Source organism: Hamadaea sp., assembly GCF_013362815.1.
Taxonomy (GTDB): Bacteria; Actinomycetota; Actinomycetes; order Mycobacteriales; family Micromonosporaceae; genus Hamadaea.
The window spans coordinates 18,389-35,922 of sequence record NZ_JABFVK010000101.1; the positions used below are offsets into that span (position 1 = coordinate 18,389).

Below are 17,534 nucleotides of genomic sequence, written 5' to 3' on the forward strand. Positions count from 1 at the left end.
TCAGTTCCCGGTCGTCTCGCCCTTGATGACTCCCGTACGCGACAGGCTCGCCCGGGCGGCGGCCACCACGTTGTCGGGGGTGAACCCGAACTTCTCGAACAGCACCTGGTAGGGCGCGGACGCGCCGTAGTGCTCGATGCTCACCGACTCGCCGTCCGGGCCGACCAGGTCCCGCCACGACATCTCGATGGCGGCTTCGACGCTGACCCGCGCCTTGACGTTCGGCGGCAGGATCGCGTCGCGGTACTCCCGGTCCTGCGCCCGGAACCATTCCTGGCACGGCACCGAGACGACCCGGGTGGCGATTCCCTCGCCCTCCAGGCGTTCCCGCGCGGTGAGCGCGATCGACACCTCGGAGCCGGTCGCCATCAGGATCACCTGCGGCTTGCCGTTGCCCGCCTCGGCCAGGACGTATGCACCCTTCTTGAAGTCCTCATAGGACACGTCGGCCGGGTCGAGCACCGGCAGCGCCTGCCGGGTCAGCACGAGCCCGGTCGGCCGGTCGACGTGCTCCAGCGCGGCCCGCCAGGCGAACGCGGTCTCGTTGGCGTCGGCCGGGCGGACGACGTCCAGCCCGGGGATCGCCCGCAGTGCCGACAAATGCTCGATCGGCTGGTGCGTGGGGCCGTCCTCGCCGAGGCCGATGGAGTCGTGCGTCCACACGTAGGTGACCGGCAGGCCCATCAGCGCCGCGAGGCGTACCGAAGGTCGCATGTAGTCACTGAAGACGAGGAAGGTGCCGCCGTAGGGCCGGGTCTTGCCGTGCAGCGCGATGCCGTTGAGGATGCCGCCCATGGCGTGCTCGCGGATGCCGAAGTGCAGCGTGCGGCCGTATTCGTCGCCCGGGAACTCCTTGGTCGCGAACTCGGCGGGGATGAACGACGGCTCGCCCTTCATCGTGGTGTTGTTGCTCTCCGCGAGGTCCGCCGACCCGCCCCACAACTCCGGCAGGACCGGCGCCAGCTTGGTCAGCACCTCGCCCGAGGCGGCCCGGGTCGCGATCGCCTTGCTGCCCGCGGCCCACTCCGGCAGCGACTTGGTCCAGCCTTCCGGGAGGGTACGCGCGAGGAGCCGCTTGAGCAGAGTGGCCCGCTCCGGGTTCGCCGCGCTCCAGGCGTCGAACTGCTTCTGCCACTCGGCGTGGGCCGCACTGCCCCGGTCGCCCACCTCGCGAGCGTGCGCGAGCACCTCGTCGGCGACGTCGAAGCTGGCCTCCGGGTTGAAGCCGAGGATCTTCTTCGTCGCGGCGACCTCGTCGGCGCCCAGGGCCGAACCGTGGATCTTGCCGGTGTTCTGCTTGTTCGGCGCGGGCCAGCCGATGATGGTGCGCAGCGCGATGAAGCTCGGCCGGTCGGTCTCCGCCTTGGCGTCCTGCAACGCCTGCCAGAGCGCCTCGATGTCCTCTTCGTACTTGCCGGTGCGGGTCCAGTCGACGCGCGCGGTTTGCCACCCGTACGCGGCGTACCGCGCGACGACGTCCTCGGACTTCGCGATGCGGGTGTCGTCCTCGATGGAGATCTCGTTGTCGTCGTAGATCATGACGAGATTGCCGAGCTTCTGATGCCCCGCGATCGCGCTGGCCTCGTGGCTGATGCCCTCTTCGATGTCGCCGTCGGAGGCGAACACATAGATGTTGTGGTCGAAGATGCTCTGCCCGACGGCCGGGTCCGGGTCGAGCAGGCCGCGCTCGCGGCGGGCGGCCATCGCCATGCCGACCGCGTTCGCGATGCCCTGGCCGAGCGGCCCGGTGGTGGTCTCTACACCCCGGGTGTGCTTGTACTCGGGGTGGCCGGGGGTCAGCGAGCCCCACTGGCGCAGCTGCTGCAGATCCGACAGTTCCAAGCCGTAGCCGCTCAGGTAGAGCTGGATGTAGAGGGTCAGGCTGCTGTGCCCGCAGGACAGCACGAAGCGGTCCCGGCCCAGCCAGTGCGGATCGGCCGGATCATGCCGCATGACCTTCTGGAACAGCAGGTACGCCGCGGGCGCCAGGCTCATCGCCGTGCCGGGATGTCCGTTGCCGGACTTCTCGACCGCGTCCATGGCGAGCACACGGATCGTGTCGACGGCGCGCTTATCAAGATCAGACCAACTCAACTCGGCCACGGTGCTTCCTGCTCCCTGCATACGTGATGGTCCGGCCAGCGCTCGCGGCTGTTCGCCAGATGGTGCAGGAACAGCGTGAGCTTCCGGCCGGAGTGTGTCTCGGGCGGCCACGGTGTCGCCTTTCCCCTCAGACCCTACAGATCGCGTGCACGGTGCGTACGCGATCTCCCTCACTTCCCCCGGGCGCGCCGTGCTATGCGGAAAGGGGGGTTGTGGGTGTGATCGGTCGCACCTCGGCGGGGCTGAAAAGGTCTGCGCAGGTGCTTGGCTTACCCTCTAGCGGTGAGCACGCTCGCCGCTGAGCCGGCCTCTCCCGTAGAACTCCCCCCGCGCGACGCCGCCACCGACGAAACCCCCGAGATCGAGGGTTCGCAGGCGCGACGCTCCGTGCGCGCTGTCGTGTCGGCGTACGTGTCGCTGACCAAGCCGCGCATCGTCGAGTTGCTGCTCGTCACGACCGTCCCGGCGATGATGCTGGCGGCCGGCGGCGTTCCCTCGATCGGGCTGATGCTGGTCGTGCTGGTGGGCGGATCGCTGGCGGCCGGCGCGGCCAACGCGCTCAACTGCTACATCGATCGCGACATCGACCAGCTGATGCGGCGTACCTCCCGGCGGCCGCTGCCGCGGCACACGGTGTCGCCGCGTTCCGCGCTGATCTTCGGACTGACGCTGGCGGCGGTGTCGACGCTGCTGATGGCGGTCTTCACGAACTGGCTGGCGACGGCACTGACCGTCGCGGCCGTCGTCTACTACGACGTGATCTACACGATGTGGCTCAAGCGGACCACGTGGCAGAACACGGTGTGGGGCGGCGCGTGCGGGGCGGCCCCGGTGCTGATCGGCTGGGCGGCGGTCACCGGCTCGCTGTCGTGGGCGGCCTGGCTGATGTTCGCCATCGTCTTCCTGTGGCAGCCGCCGCACTTCTACGCGCTGGCCATCAAGTTCAAGGACGACTACGCGCGGGCGGGCATCCCGATGCTCCCGGTCGTACGCTCACTGAGGCGGGTCGGCCTGGAGAGCGTGATCTACACGGCGTTGACGCTGGTCGCCTCGGTGGCGCTGTGGCCGTTCGGGATGAGCTTCATCTACGGGATTCCGGCGATCGTGCTCGGCGTCCTCTTCCTGAAGCAGGCCTGGGACCTCTACGCTCAGGCTCGCCGGGGCGAGAAGCTGCGGCCCATGAAGATGTTCCACTGGTCCACGACGTACCTGACATTGCTTTTTGTCGCGATCGCCATCGATGCCGTGATCTGACGTCCCTGTCCGGACACGCCCGATTTGGTGACCGCGAAATGATCATGCCAGTTTGACGGCCTGCTATGTCCGGTATTGGCCTGGATGAAATTGGACATTCGCCGTTAACCACTCTGGCCCCTTGTCGTAACACGTGTCACAGAAGCCCGTCGAACGCGGCGTGGAGCGTGACGTTCTGCTTATGGTGCAGGACATGGCAGATGGTTCCGATACGACCCTCACCCTCGAATCTCCGGCCCAGGAGAAGACCCTCATCTCCGGGATCAAGGGATTCGCCGGTGAGCACGGCGGGGCGAAGGCGGTCATCGAATACCTCGGGCGGCGCGGTGCACGCGTCGTACTCGTCGGCAACGACGGCGGCTGGGGAGACCTGGTCGCGCCGAGCACCGATGTCGCGCGCGCCGCGTGCGAGGAGGCCGGGGTGCCGGTGGAGAACGGCTGGGAGCGTGAGCTCGTCGAGCTGATGCGTCCGAGCAACGACCTGTGGCGGTCGATGGGCCGGCGGCAGCTCGCCCGCTGATCATTCAGCACAGCCCCTTATGTAATCTATGCAGCGTGAATAACCCCTTACTCGTAGGCGATGCGACCCGGGCCGCGGCCCGGGTCGCTCTCGTTACCTGCCGCGAACTTCCGGCGCTGGAGGACGACGATCGGCTCCTGCTCGCCCCGCTGGCCGCCCGCGGTGTGACCGCCGAACCGGTGATCTGGGACGACGCCGAGGCCGACTGGGCCGCCTACGACTTGATCGTGATCCGCTCGCCCTGGGACTACTTCTACCGTTACGACGAGTTCCTGGCATGGATCGCGCGGCTGCCCGAGGGACGCCTGCTCAACCCGGCCGCCGTCGTCAGCTGGAACACGGACAAGCGCTACCTGCGCGAGCTGGCTGCGGCGGGCGTACCGGTGGTGCCGACGCAGTGGATCGACGCGGGCGACTCGTTCACCCCGCCCGAAGGCGAGTACGTCGTCAAACCTGCCGTCAGCGCCGGCAGCAAGGACACCGGCCGCTACGGCCCGGACGAGGCGGAGTTGGCGTACGCCCACGTCGAGCGGCTTCAGCGAGCCGGTCGGCTCGTGATGGTGCAGCCCTATCTGCCCGCCGTCGACACCTATGGCGAGACCGCGCTCCTGCACTTCTCCTCGCCCGAAGACGGCAAGCTGACCTTCAGCCACGCCATCCGCAAGGGCCCGATGCTGGTGGGGCCGGACACCGGAACCGACAGCCTCTACGTGCCCGAGGCCATCACCGCCCGGGTCCCGACCGAGGAGGAGTTGGCGCTGGCCCGTCAGGTTCTGGCGGCCGCACCAGCGCCGGGGAGCCTCTCGGGCGAGCCGCCAGAAGTGCAGTCCGGGCTGCTTTATGCGCGCGTGGACGTCATTCCCGGCCCCGACGGCTCACCCGTCCTGGTGGAACTGGAGTTGACCGAGCCCAGCGTCTTCCTCGCGTACGCGGACGGTGCCGCCGAGCGGTTCGCCGACGCCATCGCCGCCCGCCTCCGCTGACGGGCTACGTAGCGGAGTCGCCGAAGGCCCGCGCCTCGTCGAGGCCGTCGCGCAGCCGTCGCTGCAGATCCTCCAGGCCGCCGGCGGTGTCGTCGGCCTTCTCCTGGGCGATCGTCAGCAGCTCGGCCGCGCGCTCGAACAGGGGCGCGGCCTGGGCGGGGTCACCCTGGCGGACGAGGGCGGCGATCACCTCGACGACCCGCCCGGCGGCTTCGGCGTACCGAATCGCGCCCCAGTAGTCCAGGTCGGTGTCCACGCTGAACGCCGTTTCGACCGCGCCAGCCAGCGCCGCGGGGTCGATCACGGCACGCCGGCGCAGAGAGGGGGACACGCCGCACATCATGCACCGCCCGGTGCTCGCGGTCACGACCTTTCTCGCGCACCGGCCGGGTTTGCAACCGTCAAGTTATCTTCCAGTGACCGACCGGCTGACTGCTGAGGCATCACACGCGGAACCCGCGTCGGGAGCACTGCCCACCACAGGCGCAGCGTCGCGATCCAGACCAGGCTCGCGCCGAACATGTGCACGCCGACCAGCACCGGCTGCAGGTGCGTGAAGTACTGGACGAACCCGATCACGCCCTGCCCGGCCAGCACGCCCAGCAGCACCAGGGTCGCGGCCGCGGCTTCGGTCGCGCGCACCGCCCGCAAGGCCAGCCAGGCCGCGGCGGTCAGGCCGAACAGCAGGAACACCAGGTCCGCGTGGACCTGCGAGATCTGGGCGGGATCCAGGCCGTTGCGGGCCGCGCCCTGGTCGCCCGCGTGCGGTCCGCTGCCGGTCACCATTGTTCCGATCACGAGTACGCACACCGCAGCGGTCAGGATCAGGCCGGCCAGCCAGCGCAGTTCCCGGGCGACGGCCGGTCCGCGCCGAGCGGCGGCCGACGGATCGTCCTCGGTGCTGCGCCAGAACCCGAAGGCGGCCCAGATGATCCCGATGCTGACCATGAAGTGCAGCCCGACGACCCAGGGGTTCAGGTCGGTGAGCACGGTCAAGCCACCCCAGGCGGCCTGGGCCGGGATGCTCAGGGCGGTCCAGAACGACCAGCGGACCATCGACCGGGCCTGCTCGGCGTCTCCGCCGGTGGCCCGGATCCGCTTGGCGGCCTGACGCGCGAGGAGGAAGCCGAGGATCGCGAGGATCGCGACGACGAAGGTCAGCAGGCGGTTGCCGAACTCGATCGCGCCGTTGATGCCCATCTCACGGGTGGCGACCAGCGACTCGGCGGTGCACTTCGGCCAGGTGGGGCAGCCGAGCCCGGAACCGGTCAGGCGGACGGCCCCGCCGGTGACGACGATGCCGACGTTCGCCGCGAGGCTGGCCAGGGCGGTGCCCCGCAGCGCCTTCGCCCAGACTTCACCACGTGCCTCACCCACGTCGCCGAGCATAACGAGGACTCAGGTGTGGGCTGCCTCACCGTGCCGTGTCCGCCGGCCGGACCGGTCACACCCTGTTCACCAGCGGTCTTCCGGGCGTTCTCTATGCTGCGTGCATGTTCCGCCGACTCCCTCCGGCCGTCCTGGCCGTCACCCTTCTGTCCGCCGCCGCGCTGACCGCGTGCGCGCCCGCCGACGAGACGCCGTCGTCCTCGGCCTCCGCCACCGGGGCGGCCTGCACCAAAGACTCCCTCAAGACGCTCGCCGCCGGGAAGCTGACGATCGGCACCGACGAGCCGGTCTACGAGCCCTGGTTCGTCGACAACAAGCCGGACAACCAGAAGGGCTTCGAAGGCGCTGTCGCGTACGCCGTCGCCGGCAAGCTCGGTTACGCCGCCGGTGACGTCGTCTGGACCCGCGTGACCTTCAACAACGCCATCGCGCCCGGGGCCAAGCCGTACGACTTCGACATCAACGAGTTCTCGATCACCGACGACCGGAAGAAGGCGGTGGACTTCTCCTCGCCGTACTACGACGTGCGGCAGACCGTCATCGCGCTGAAGTCCTCGAAGATCGCCGGGGCGAAGTCGATCGCCGACCTCAAGAGCGCCAAGCTGGGCGCGCAGGTCGGCACGAGCAGCTACACGGCGATCGCCGAGCTGATCAAGCCGAGCACCCAGCCGTCGGTGTTCAACAACAACGACGACGCCAAGAAGGCGCTGCAGAACGGCCAGATCGACGGCCTCGTCGTGGACCTGCCGACGGCGTTCTACATGACCGGCGCGGAGATCGAGAACTCGCTCATCGTGGGCCAGCTGCCCGCGACCAGCGGCCAGGTCGAGCAGTTCGGCCTGGTGCTCGACAAGGGCTCGGCGCTGACCTCGTGCGTCAGCCAGGCGGTCGACGCCCTGCGTACCGACGGCACCCTCACCAAGCTGCAGCAGACCTGGCTCGCACAGTCCGCGGGCGCGCCCGAACTGTCGTGACCGGCTCCGTCCTTCCCCCGGCTGCCACGGCCCGCGCGCCGTGGCAGCCCAGTGCGGTCGAACGCGGGCGGATGGCGTACCGCCGCCGCCGGGCGATCTTCTCCGTGCTGATCGCCGCGGTCTCCACGGCCGTCGTCGGAGTGCTGCTCACCGTCGCGGTGACCGGCGCTCCGGGCTGGGATCGTGTCAAGGCGTCGTTCCTCGACTGGGACGTGGCCAAGGAATCCCTGCCGGAGATCCTCCACGGCCTGGTCCTCAACCTCGAACTGCTCGTCTTCTGCGCGATCGGGGCCCTCGCGGTCGGCCTCGTCGTCGCGATTCTGCGTACGCTGCGGGGTCCGGTCGCCTTCCCGGTCCGTGCCATCGCCACCGGTTACACGTACGCCTTCCGGGGCGTACCGCTGATCATCGTGCTGTACGTCATGACGCTCGGGGTGCCCGGACTGCGCTTGCAGGGCATGCCGTCGACATTGGTGCTCGGTGGCGTCGCGCTGGTCATCACCTATGGGGCGTACCTGGCCGAGGTGTTCCGGGCCGGGATCGAGTCCATCCATCCGAGCCAGATCGCGGCGGCCCGGTCGCTGGGTCTGACGTACCGGCAGGCGATGCGGCACGTCGTCCTGCCGCAGGCGGTCCGCCGGGTGGCCCCGCCGCTGCTCAACGACACCGTCGCCCTGCAGAAGGACGTCGGCCTGGTGTCGCTCGCCGGCCCGATCGACGCCGTACGCGCGGCGCAGATCCAGGTCGCGGAGACCTACAACTTCACCCCGTACATCGTCGCCGGAGTGCTCTTCGTGCTGCTCGCCCTGCCGTTGATCGGCGTGACCGACTGGGTGACCCTGCGGGCCGCCCGCCGCCAGGGAGCGCGCGGATGACGCCCGTGCTGCGCTGCGAGAACCTGCGCAAATCCTTCCGCGGCAATCTCGTGCTCGACGACCTCACCCTGGACGTCGCCGAGCACGAGGTCGTCGCGCTCATCGGCGCTTCCGGTTCGGGCAAGTCGACCCTGCTGCGCTGCGTGAACCTGCTGGAGCAGATCGACGACGGCCTGATCCACCTCGACGGAGAGCACATCACCGATCCCCGGGTCGACCCCGACGGCGTACGCCGCAAGATCGGGATCGTCTTTCAGGCGTACAACTTGTTTCCGCACATGACGGTGCTGGACAACATCACGCTCGCGCCGACCCGCGTGCATCGCCGCGCCCGCACCGAGGCGCGTGAGCAGGCGATGGCCTGGCTGGGCCGGGTGGGTCTGGCGGACAAGGCGGGGGAGTACCCCGATCGGCTGTCCGGCGGGCAGCAGCAGCGAGTCGCGATCGTCCGCGCGCTGGTGAACTCGCCGCGCCTGCTGTTGCTCGACGAGGTGACCTCGGCGTTGGACCCGGAGCTGGTCGGGGAGGTGCTGACCATGATCCGCGAGCTGAAGGGCGAGGGGATGACCATGGTCCTGGCCACCCACGAGATGGGCTTCGCCCGGCAGGTCGCCGATCGGGTGGTCTTCCTCGACGGCGGGCGCGTGCTGGAGCAGGGTCCGCCCGAGCAGGTCTTTGGCGCTCCCCAGCAACCCCGTACGCAGCAGTTCCTCCGGCGCATCGTGGAAGCCGGCCGGCTGTAACGGACAATCGGAGCATAGGGTAGGCTAACTTTCGGTGCTGTGGATCACCGGAAGCGCGGTTTGCGCACCCCAGCGTAAATAAGTCACACTGGTGTAGTGGAAATCGCCGCGGCCCGATCTTCTGGGCTCCAGTACGCCCCGGCGGAGGGCGCTGATCGGCGTACCCGCGACCGGGTGCTGGAGTTGCTGGGACTCGGCGGCGCCACGGCGGCTCAGCTGGGCGACGCGCTCGGGCTGAAGCCCGCCGCGATCCGCCGCCACCTCGACGCACTGGTCTGTGACGGCCTGGTGATCGGCCGCGACCAGCCCGCGAAGGGCCGGGGCCGGCCCGCGAAGATCTTCTCGCTGACCCGCGAGGGGCGCGAGGGCCTGGGCGGGCACACCTACGACGACCTGGCCTCGGCCGCCCTGCGCTGGATCGCCGCGCAGAACGGCGACTCCGGGGTCGCCGAGTTCGCCCGCGCACAGGTCGCACAGTTGGAGGCCCGCTGCCGCGAGGCCATGACGTCGGCGGGCGACGACCCGCTGGCCCGGGCGGAAGCGCTGGCTCAAGCGCTCACCGCCGAGGGATACGCTGCCAGCGCCTCCGTGATCGCCAGCGGTGGCCAACTGTGCCAGCACCACTGCCCGGTGGCGCACGTCGCCGCCGAGTTCCCGCAGCTCTGCGAGGCCGAGACCCAGGTGATCGCCCGCTTGGTCGGCTCGCACGTGCAGCGTCTGGCGACGATCGCCCACGGGGACGGGGTCTGTACGACCCACATCCCTGGACAACTACACCAAGTCACGGTGAGGGATAACTGATGACCGAGATCACGCAGGAAGAGCATCTTGCTGCCCTGGGGAAGTACGAGTACGGCTGGGCCGACTCCGACGTCGCCGGCGCGTCGGCGCAGCGCGGCCTGAACGAGGCCGTCGTACGCGACATCTCGGCGAAGAAGAACGAGCCCGAGTGGATGCTCGACCTCCGGCTGAAGGGCCTGCGGCTGTTCGGCCGTAAGCCGATGCCGTCGTGGGGCGCGGATCTGTCGACGATCGACTTCGACAACATCAAGTACTTCGTCCGCTCGACCGAGAAGCAGGCGGCGAGCTGGGACGAGCTGCCCGAGGACATCAAGAACACCTACGACAAGCTGGGCATCCCCGAGGCGGAGAAGCAGCGCCTCGTCGCCGGTGTCGCGGCGCAGTACGAGTCCGAGGTGGTCTACCACAAGATCCGCGAGGACCTCGAGGAGCAGGGCGTCATCTTCCTCGACACCGACACCGGCCTCAAGGAGCACCCGGAGCTGTTCCAGGAGTACTTCGGCACGGTGATCCCGGTCGGGGACAACAAGTTCGCGGCGCTCAACACGTCGGTCTGGTCCGGCGGCTCGTTCATCTACGTCCCGAAGGGCGTGCACGTCGAGATCCCGCTCCAGGCGTACTTCCGGATCAACACCGAGAACATGGGCCAGTTCGAGCGGACCCTGATCATCGTGGACGAGGACGCGTACGTCCACTATGTCGAGGGCTGCACCGCGCCGATCTACTCGTCGGACTCGCTGCACAGCGCGGTCGTCGAGATCATCGTGAAGAAGGGCGGCCGCTGCCGCTACACCACGATCCAGAACTGGTCGAACAACGTCTACAACCTGGTCACCAAGCGCGCCGTGGCGCACGAGGGCGCGACCATGGAGTGGATCGACGGCAACATCGGTTCCAAGGTCACGATGAAGTACCCGGCCGTCTACATGGTCGGCGAGCACGCCAAGGGCGAGGTGCTCAGCGTCGCGATGGCCGGTGAGGGCCAGCACCAGGACGCCGGCGCGAAGATGGTGCACGCCGCGCCGCACACCAGCTCGACCATCGTCTCCAAGTCGATCGCCCGGGGCGGCGGCCGCACCTCCTACCGCGGTCTCGTCCAGGTGCTCGAGGGCTCCAGCCACAGCAAGTCCACGGTCAAGTGCGACGCGCTGCTGGTCGACACGATCTCCCGGTCGGACACCTACCCCTACGTCGACATCCGCGAGGACGACGTGGCGATGGGGCACGAGGCCACCGTCTCCAAGGTCAGCGAGGACCAGCTCTTCTACCTGATGAGCCGGGGCATGTCCGAGGACGAGGCCATGGCGATGATCGTGCGCGGCTTCATCGAGCCGATCGCCAAGGAGCTCCCGATGGAGTACGCCCTGGAACTGAACCGCCTGATCGAACTGCAGATGGAAGGTGCCGTCGGCTGATGACGACCCTCGCGAACAGCGCACCGCCGAAGACGAAGTCGCAAGCGCTGCGCTCCTACGACGTCGCGGACTTCCCGGCCCTCACGGGGCTGGAGGAGGAGTGGCGGTTCACCCCGCTGAAGCGGCTGCGCGGCCTGGCCACCGAGACGGTGCCGGCCGCCACCGGGGCGGCGCCGAAGTACGAGCTCCCGACGCTGCCGGCCGGGGTCACCGTGACCTCCGTCGGCCGCGACGACGCCCGGCTCGGCAGCGTGCTCACGCCGTTCGACCGGATCAGCGCGCTCGCGTACGCGGGCTTCGAGAACGCGACGCTGATCAAGGTGGCGAACGAGGCCACGCCGGCTGAGCCGATCCAGGTACGCCTCGTCGGCGGCGGCGCGGAGGGGATCGCGTACGGGCACACCTTCGTCGAGATCGGCGCGCTCGCCGAGGCGACCCTGATCCTGGAGCACACCGGCAGCGCCACGCTGGCCGACAACGTCGAGATCTCGGTCGGCTCCGGCGCGCACCTGACCCTCGTCACCGTCGCCGACTGGGCCCGGGACGCCGTCCAGGCGCAGCACCTGAAGTTCCGGCTCGGCCGCGACGCCAAGGTGCTGCACGTGCAGGTTTCGCTGGGCGGCGACCTCGTCCGCCAGTACACCTCGGTCGAGTACGCCGATCGCGGTGGCGACATGAGCGCTTACGGTCTGTACTTCGCGACCGAAGGCCAGCACCTCGAGCACCGCCTGCTCGTTGACCACGCCGTGCCGGACTGCCGCTCGTACGTGGGTTACCGGGGCGCGCTCCAGGGTGAGCAGGCGCACACGGTGTGGGTCGGCGACGTGCTCATCCGGGCCGAGGCGACCGGCACCGACACCTACGAGATCAACCGGAACCTGCTGCTGTCCGACGGCGCACGGGCCGACTCGGTGCCGAACCTGGAGATCGAGACCGGCGAGGTGGCCGGGGCCGGTCACGCCAGCGCCACCGGCCGGTTCGACGACGAGCACCTTTTCTACCTGATGGCCCGGGGCATCCCCGAGGACGAGGCGCGCAAGCTCGTCGTCCGTGGCTTCTTCGCCGAGCTGCTGGCGAAGATCCCGGTGCCGGAGCTGCACGACCGGCTCGGGGACGTGATCGAGGCGCGCCTACAGGGGGCCTCGGCATGAGCTTCCTTCCGGCCTGTTCGACCGACGACGTCGCCAAGGGCTCGGCCCTGCACGTCGAGGTCGAGGGCGTCGACATCGCGATCGTGCACGCGGAGGACGACCAGTTCTACGCGATCCACGACGAGTGCTCGCACGCCTCGATCCCGCTGTCCGACGGCGAGGTCGACGGCTGCACCCTGGAATGCTGGCTGCACGGCTCGCGTTTCGACCTTCGGACCGGAGAGCCGACCGGGCTGCCCGCGACCGAACCCGTTCCCGTCTACCCCGTCGAAGTCCGCGACGGTTCTGTCTACGTCGGCCTGACGTCGAGCAATGGAGTTACCCCATGAGTGTTCTGGAGATCCGTGACCTGCAGGTGTCGGTCAAGCTGCCCGAGGGCGAGCTGAAGCCGATCCTCGCGGGCGTCACCCTGACCGTCCGGTCGGGCGAGACCCACGCCATCATGGGCCCCAACGGTTCGGGCAAGTCGACGCTGGCGTACTCGATCGCCGGGCACCCGAAGTACGAGATCACCGGCGGCACGGTCACCCTCGACGGGCAGGACGTGCTGGCCATGACGGTGGACGAGCGCGCCCGGGCCGGGCTCTTCCTCGCGATGCAGTACCCCGTCGAGGTCCCCGGCGTCTCGGTCGCCAACTTCCTGCGTACCGCCAAGACCGCCATCGACGGTGAGGCCCCGAAGCTGCGCACGTGGGGCGCGGACCTGAAGGGCGCGATGGAGCGCCTGGGCATGGACCCGGCGTTCGCGCAGCGCAACGTGAACGAGGGCTTCTCGGGCGGCGAGAAGAAGCGGCACGAGATCGTGCAGCTGGAGCTGCTCAAGCCGAAGATCGCGATCCTCGACGAGACCGACTCCGGCCTCGACGTCGACGCGCTGCGGGTGGTCAGCGAGGGCGTCAACCGGGTCAAGGAGACGACCGGCATCGGCACGCTGCTGATCACGCACTACACGCGGATCCTCCGCTACATCAAGCCCGACTTCGTGCACGTCTTCGTCGCCGGGAAGATCGTCGAGGAGGGCGGCCCCGAGCTCGCCGAGAAGCTGGAAGCCGAAGGCTACGAGCACTACGTCGCAGACGTTCAGCAGCCCGGCGTGGCAACGGCGGCCTGAGGAGGCGTCATGTCGGTGATCACCATTCCTGAGGGGATGCCGCAGTACGTGGAGAAGCCGCGCCTGGACGTCGAGGCGATCCGGGCGGACTTCCCGATCCTGTCGCGCACGATCAACGGGCACCCGATGGTGTACCTCGACTCCGGCAACACCTCGCAGAAGCCGCGTCAGGTGGTGGAGGCGATGGTGGACCACTACTTCCACCACAACGCCAACGTGTCGCGGGCGATCTACACGCTCGGCAGCGAGGCGACGGAGGCGTACGAGGGCGCCCGGGCGACGGTCGCGGAGTTCATCGGAGCGCCGCGGGCCGACGAGATCGTCTTCACGAAGAACTCCACCGAGGCGATCAACCTCGTCGCGCACGCGTTCAGTGGGACTGCGGCCGATCCGCGCTTCCGGCTGGGGCCGGGCGACGAGATCGTCATCAGCGAGATGGAGCACCACTCCAACCTCGTGCCGTGGCAGCTGCTCTGCGAGCGGACCGGCGCGACGCTGAAGTGGTTCGGCGTGACCGATCAGGGCCGGCTCGACGAGTCCAACCTGGACGAACTGGTCACCGAGCGTACCAAGATCGTCTCGCTCGTCCACTACTCGAACATCCTCGGCACGATCAACGCGACCTCCCGCATCACCAAGCGGGCCAAGGAGGTCGGCGCGCTGGTGCTGCTCGACTGCTCGCAGTCCGTGCCGCACCTGCCGTTCGACGTCGTCGACTACGGCGTGGACTTCATCGCCTTCACCGGGCACAAGATGCTCGGGCCGACCGGGATCGGCGTCCTGTGGGGCCGCTACGAGCTGCTGGAGGCCATGCCTCCGTTCCTCGGCGGTGGTTCCATGGTGGAGACGGTGACCATGCCGCGCACCACGTACGCACCGCCGCCGGCCCGGTTCGAGGCGGGCACCCCGCCGATCGCCGAGGCCGTCGGGCTGGCCGCCGCCGTCCGCTACCTCCAGGGTGTCGGCATGGAGGCGATCCAGTGGCACGAGAAGGAGCTCACGGCGTACGCCCTCGACGCTCTGGCGACGGTGCCCGGACTGCACGTATTCGGCCCCACGGTGCCGGTCGGCCGGGGCGGGACGATCTCGTTCTCGCTGGCGGCCGACGACGGCACCCCGATCCACCCGCACGACGTCGGCCAGGTGCTCGACAGCCTCGGTGTGCAGGTCCGGGTCGGTCACCACTGCGCCCGGCCGACCTGCGTACGCTTCGGCGTCGCAGCGATGACCCGCGCCTCCTTCTACCTCTACACGACGACCGGCGAGGTCGACGCCCTCGTGCGCGGCCTTGCCCAGGTCCGGAAGGTGTTCGCGTAGCCATGCAGCTCGATCAGCTCTACCAAGAGATCATTCTCGATCACTACAAGCGCCCGCTCGGCCGGGGGCTCCGTGATCCCTACGAGGCTGAGACCCATCACGTGAACCCCACCTGCGGTGACGAGATCACCCTGCGGGTGCACGCCGACGACGGCAAGATCGCCGACGTCTCGTGGGAGGGCCAGGGCTGCTCGATCAGCCAGGCCTCGGCGAGCATCCTGCACGAGCTGCTCACGGGGACTTCCGTGGGCGACGCGCTGAAGGTGCACGAGACGTTCGTGGAGCTGATGCAGAGCAAGGGCCAGATCGAGCCCGACGAGTCGGTCCTCGGCGACGCGGTGGCGTTCGCCGGGGTGGCGAAGTATCCGGCGCGGGTCAAATGCGCGCTGCTTTCCTGGATGGCGTTCAAGGACGCGCTGGCGCGGGCCGGCGCGATGGAGGTTCCGTCATGAGCGAAGACACTGTCGCTGCTGCGCCGTCGGCAGTCTCGAAGGCGACCGAGGCCGAGGTCGAGGAGGCGATGAAGGACGTCGTCGACCCCGAGCTGGGCATCAACGTCGTCGACCTCGGCCTGATCTACGGCGTCCACGTCGACGACGACAACGTCGTCACCCTCGACATGACGCTGACCTCGGCGGCCTGCCCGCTGACCGACGTCATCGAGGACCAGGCGCGGTCGGCCATCTGCGGCGGTCCCGGTGGTGGGCTGGCGTCCGACATCCGCATCAACTGGGTGTGGCTGCCGCCGTGGGGTCCCGACAAGATCACCGATGAGGGCCGGGATCAGCTGCGGGCGCTCGGCTTCAACGTCTGACGCGGTTTGCGCGGTTCGCGCGGTTCGCGCGGTTCGCGCGTTGATCTAGGCGAGAAATGGTTGCCCAGGCAGCCGTTTCTCGCCTAGATCATTTTCGGCGCCGTGATCTCGGCCGTCAGTCGGGGTGATCTTGAACCGAATACGTCGCCCTGGCAGCGTTTTCTATTCAAGATCAGCGAGCGCAGCGCGCCGCGAGCGCAGCGATCAGCGCGCGCCGCTAGCGAGCCGCGCGGGGCGTGAGCCGCTAGGCGAGCGCCTGCCGAATGGCGGCCCCGAGAGCGCCGATCTCCGCGGGAGACTGCGAGAGAACGCCGTTCTCGTGCATCAAAGCGTGATACTGCTGCTGCGCGTACGGCACTCCCGGGGGAAGCGGCGCGACGTGCCAGTGCACATGCGCGTTGCCCTGCATACTGCCGAGGGAGAGCACGTAAGTCCGCTCGGTTGGGACGACTGAGGTGAGCGCGCGCGCCACCCGATGCACGACCGCCTGAAGGCCGAGGTATTCCGAAGAGCTGAGGTCCCGGATGACGTCGGTGACGTGGCGGCGCGGTACGACGAGGGCGTAGCCGGGCAGCGTGGGGTAGCGACTGAGGAAGGCGACGTGGTCCCCGTCGTCGTAGAGCAGCTCGTGCTCGTAGCCGGGTTCGCCGGTCAAGAAGGCGCATACGAAGCAGCCCGCGCGTACCCGTTCTTCATAAGCAGCCGCGTCGAAGATCATCCGAGCATTCTGAGGTACTGGTCGGGGACTGTGTTGAAGGGCTCGTTGAAGTTCGCGACAGCCGACAAAAGCCACGAAGCCGACGCTCGGGCGGAAGAAACGACCGGCGGCGGGTACCCGAAGAGCGCGGCGTGCAGAGCGAACTCGTCCTCGTCGAGCAGCGACACCTCACCGGTGGTATGCAGCCGGATGACGTCGAGGTCCAGGTCGACGATGGTCAACTCGTCGGGCGCAGTCCACTCGGGAACCGCGGTGACGTCGCAGTAGACGGCGGTCCGCGAGTCCGACTCGCTGTTGAACCGGGCGGTCCACCACCGGTCGCGGGGGGCGACCATGAGCCGGGGTCCGTGGACGGTGACCCAGGGGCCGCCTTCGCGCCGCCACGCGCCGCCCGGCGGGGAGCCCAGCCAGACGCCGTGCTCGTCCTCGCCCAGCCGGCGCAGGGTCGTCTGCCAGTGCAGGCGGCCGTCGAATTTGCGATACAGCACCCGGATGTCACCCACATGGGCCACCGTAGAGGGTGTACCTGGACGATGAGACGCTGGACACCGTCGACGCCTGGTGGCGAGCGGCCAATTATCTGACCGTCGGGCAGATCTACCTCATGGGCAATCCGTTGCTCCGGGAGCCGTTGACGGCCGAGCACATCAAGCCCCGGCTGCTGGGGCACTGGGGGACCAGTCCCGGGCTCAACCTGGTGTGGGCGCACTTCAACCGGGCGATCATAGCCCGCGACCTCGACGCGCTGTTCATCGCCGGCCCGGGCCACGGCGGCCCGGCCATGGTGGCGAACACCTGGCTGGAGGGCACCTACAGCGAGCTCTATCCGGCAGTCGGGCCGAACGAGGCCGGGATGGCCCGGCTGTTCCGGCAGTTCTCGTTCCCCGGCGGCATTCCCAGTCACGCCGCGCCCGAGGTCCCCGGGTCGATCCATGAGGGCGGCGAGCTCGGCTATTCGCTGATGCACGCGTACGGGGCGGTGTTCGACAATCCCGACCTGGTGGTGGCGTGCGTCGTGGGCGACGGCGAGGCGGAGACCGGCCCGCTGGCGGCCTCCTGGCTGGGGAACATGTTCTGCGATCCCGTGACGGACGGGGCGGTCCTGCCGATCCTCCACTTGAACGGGTACAAGATCGCCAACCCGACGTTGTTCGCCCGGATTCCGGAAGAGGACCTGCTGCAGGTCATGCACGGGTTCGGCTACCGGCCGGTCATCGTGGCCGGGGACGATCCAGTCCAGGTTCATCACGACCTCGCCCAGGCGCTCGATGGCGCGTTGGACGAGATTTCGCGCCTCCAGCAGCGGGCGAGAAAGGGGGAGGACGGCAGCCGGCCGCGGTGGCCGATGATCGTTCTGCGTACGCCG

The 17,534-nt window shown here is 68.8% G+C and carries 19 protein-coding genes and 1 pseudogene; 15 read left to right on the forward strand and 5 right to left on the reverse strand.

Annotated features, from left to right (window positions below; all coding sequences use genetic code 11):
* Complete coding sequence (gene tkt / locus HOV77_RS32330; protein ID WP_290869410.1) at positions 1–2,103, reverse strand: transketolase; 2,103 nt, start codon at positions 2,101–2,103, stop codon at positions 1–3.
* Positions 2,104–2,463: 360 nt separating this feature from the next.
* Between tkt and HOV77_RS32335 the strand changes: the two genes are divergently transcribed.
* The 3 genes from HOV77_RS32335 to HOV77_RS32345 all read left to right on the forward strand — a co-directional run bounded on the left by HOV77_RS32335 (position 2,464) and on the right by HOV77_RS32345 (position 4,860).
* The gene (locus HOV77_RS32335; protein WP_290869454.1) at positions 2,464–3,357 is read left to right on the forward strand and encodes a heme o synthase; all 894 of its coding nucleotides are present in this window, start codon (positions 2,464–2,466) and stop codon (positions 3,355–3,357) included.
* Positions 3,358–3,550: 193 nt separating this feature from the next.
* On the forward strand, positions 3,551–3,877 hold the full coding sequence (locus HOV77_RS32340; protein ID WP_290869413.1) for a hypothetical protein: 327 nt from the start codon (positions 3,551–3,553) through the stop codon (positions 3,875–3,877).
* Between the two features lie 35 nt (positions 3,878–3,912).
* On the forward strand, positions 3,913–4,860 hold the full coding sequence (locus HOV77_RS32345; RefSeq protein ID WP_290869415.1) for a hypothetical protein: 948 nt from the start codon (positions 3,913–3,915) through the stop codon (positions 4,858–4,860).
* 4 nt (positions 4,861–4,864) lie between these two features.
* Here the strand turns inward: HOV77_RS32345 and HOV77_RS32350 are convergent, their stop codons facing one another.
* Entirely contained in the window at positions 4,865–5,191 is a 327-nt protein-coding gene (locus HOV77_RS32350; RefSeq protein WP_290869418.1) for a hypothetical protein, read from the reverse strand.
* 32 nt (positions 5,192–5,223) lie between these two features.
* Positions 5,224–6,237, reverse strand: coding sequence for a COX15/CtaA family protein (locus HOV77_RS32355; protein WP_290869421.1), 1,014 nt, complete (start codon positions 6,235–6,237; stop codon positions 5,224–5,226).
* 116 nt (positions 6,238–6,353) lie between these two features.
* Here HOV77_RS32355 and HOV77_RS32360 point away from each other — a divergent pair, with 116 nt between their 5' ends.
* From HOV77_RS32360 to HOV77_RS32410, 11 genes are all read left to right on the forward strand, one after another.
* On the forward strand, positions 6,354–7,223 hold the full coding sequence (locus HOV77_RS32360; protein WP_290869423.1) for an ABC transporter substrate-binding protein: 870 nt from the start codon (positions 6,354–6,356) through the stop codon (positions 7,221–7,223).
* A 71-nt stretch (positions 7,224–7,294) separates the two neighbouring features.
* Positions 7,295–8,098, forward strand: a complete 804-nt coding sequence (locus tag HOV77_RS32365; RefSeq protein WP_290869457.1) for an amino acid ABC transporter permease — start codon at positions 7,295–7,297, stop codon at positions 8,096–8,098.
* Complete coding sequence (locus tag HOV77_RS32370) at positions 8,095–8,841, forward strand: amino acid ABC transporter ATP-binding protein (RefSeq protein WP_290869426.1); 747 nt, start codon at positions 8,095–8,097, stop codon at positions 8,839–8,841. Before HOV77_RS32365 ends, HOV77_RS32370 begins: the two co-directional genes overlap by 4 nt.
* A gap of 102 nt (positions 8,842–8,943) precedes the next feature.
* Positions 8,944–9,642 carry an ArsR family transcriptional regulator gene (locus HOV77_RS32375; RefSeq protein ID WP_290869460.1) on the forward strand — a complete coding sequence of 233 codons (699 nt, stop codon included), beginning with the start codon at positions 8,944–8,946 and terminating at the stop codon, positions 9,640–9,642.
* Positions 9,642–11,057: a Fe-S cluster assembly protein SufB gene (sufB, locus tag HOV77_RS32380; RefSeq protein ID WP_290869429.1), complete on the forward strand. Its 1,416-nt coding sequence runs from the start codon at positions 9,642–9,644 to the stop codon at positions 11,055–11,057. Before HOV77_RS32375 ends, sufB begins: the two co-directional genes overlap by 1 nt.
* A complete protein-coding gene (sufD, locus tag HOV77_RS32385) occupies positions 11,057–12,208 on the forward strand; it encodes a Fe-S cluster assembly protein SufD (protein ID WP_290869432.1) in 1,152 nt (383 codons plus the stop codon). The genes sufB and sufD overlap by 1 nt, the downstream gene beginning before the upstream one ends.
* The gene (locus HOV77_RS32390) at positions 12,205–12,537 is read left to right on the forward strand and encodes a non-heme iron oxygenase ferredoxin subunit (RefSeq protein WP_290869434.1); all 333 of its coding nucleotides are present in this window, start codon (positions 12,205–12,207) and stop codon (positions 12,535–12,537) included. The genes sufD and HOV77_RS32390 overlap by 4 nt, the downstream gene beginning before the upstream one ends.
* Positions 12,534–13,319: a Fe-S cluster assembly ATPase SufC gene (gene sufC / locus HOV77_RS32395; RefSeq protein ID WP_290869437.1), complete on the forward strand. Its 786-nt coding sequence runs from the start codon at positions 12,534–12,536 to the stop codon at positions 13,317–13,319. Before HOV77_RS32390 ends, sufC begins: the two co-directional genes overlap by 4 nt.
* A gap of 9 nt (positions 13,320–13,328) precedes the next feature.
* Positions 13,329–14,636: a cysteine desulfurase gene (locus tag HOV77_RS32400; RefSeq protein WP_290869439.1), complete on the forward strand. Its 1,308-nt coding sequence runs from the start codon at positions 13,329–13,331 to the stop codon at positions 14,634–14,636.
* A 2-nt stretch (positions 14,637–14,638) separates the two neighbouring features.
* Positions 14,639–15,088: a Fe-S cluster assembly sulfur transfer protein SufU gene (sufU, locus tag HOV77_RS32405; RefSeq protein WP_290869442.1), complete on the forward strand. Its 450-nt coding sequence runs from the start codon at positions 14,639–14,641 to the stop codon at positions 15,086–15,088.
* Positions 15,085–15,450 (forward strand): metal-sulfur cluster assembly factor, encoded by a 366-nt coding sequence (locus tag HOV77_RS32410; RefSeq protein WP_363261358.1) that lies wholly within the window; start codon positions 15,085–15,087, stop codon positions 15,448–15,450. Before sufU ends, HOV77_RS32410 begins: the two co-directional genes overlap by 4 nt.
* Before the next feature lie 244 nt (positions 15,451–15,694).
* Here HOV77_RS32410 and HOV77_RS32415 read toward each other — a convergent pair whose 3' ends face one another.
* The gene (locus tag HOV77_RS32415) at positions 15,695–16,168 is read right to left on the reverse strand and encodes an HIT family protein (protein ID WP_290869445.1); all 474 of its coding nucleotides are present in this window, start codon (positions 16,166–16,168) and stop codon (positions 15,695–15,697) included.
* Complete coding sequence (locus tag HOV77_RS32420) at positions 16,165–16,671, reverse strand: DUF402 domain-containing protein (protein ID WP_290869448.1); 507 nt, start codon at positions 16,669–16,671, stop codon at positions 16,165–16,167. The genes HOV77_RS32415 and HOV77_RS32420 overlap by 4 nt, the downstream gene beginning before the upstream one ends.
* Before the next feature lie 17 nt (positions 16,672–16,688).
* Here HOV77_RS32420 and HOV77_RS32425 point away from each other — a divergent pair.
* Positions 16,689–17,534, forward strand: a pseudogene (locus tag HOV77_RS32425) (phosphoketolase); the annotation flags it as partial.